Raw genomic sequence first — 582 nt, 5'->3', positions numbered from 1 at the left:
GCAACAGCTGGCCGTTGGCCCGCATCGGGAAGTGATGCAGTGTCGCCAGCGGAATGCCGTAGAACTCGGCGACGTTGGCGGCGGCCTGCTCGAAATTCAGGCCGGTGCAGAGCAGGTCGGCGCCGGCCGCAAGCGACGTCAGCGTGGTGTTCACCTCGCCCCAATGCCGGATCAGGGGCTCCCACACCTTGCGCATCAACCTGATCGGGCTGCGGACCGTCCAGATGTTCCGGAAGAACTCCGCCCACATGTTGCGAAGGAACTCCTCGTCGAGGAAATCATGCAGTTCCGGGCCGTACGGGACCGCCGCGAGCCCGGCGGACTCGGCGAAGCCCACCAATTCCGGCGGGACCGCCATGGCCACGTCGTGCCCTCGGCGCACCAGCTCGCGGCCAACAGCCGCCAAAGGCTCGATGTCGCCGCGCGTTCCATACCCGGCGAGAACGAATTTCGTCACGGGTCCTAGCCTTGCAGTTGCCGTGCACCGGCGACGTCGGGGGTATGGCTCCTCACCCAATCCGTCCCACGCGCGCGAAGTTTTCCAGAAGTTCGGCGGTCTTGGTGATGCTGTCCGCAGGCTTG

The 582-nt window shown here is 66.0% G+C and carries 1 protein-coding gene; it reads right to left on the bottom strand.

Annotated elements, in window-relative coordinates; translation table 11 throughout:
* Positions 1-457: glycosyltransferase (locus A5713_RS06460; protein WP_197516311.1), on the bottom strand; the 457-nt coding region annotated here is incomplete at its 3' end.
* Positions 458-582 lie beyond the last annotated feature (125 nt).

It is taken from the genome of Mycobacterium sp. E2497, from assembly GCF_001668695.1.
GTDB lineage: Bacteria > Actinomycetota > Actinomycetes > Mycobacteriales > Mycobacteriaceae > Mycobacterium.
Note: the sequence above shows the minus strand (reverse complement) of the source record. Positions and strands in the feature narration are given on the sequence as shown.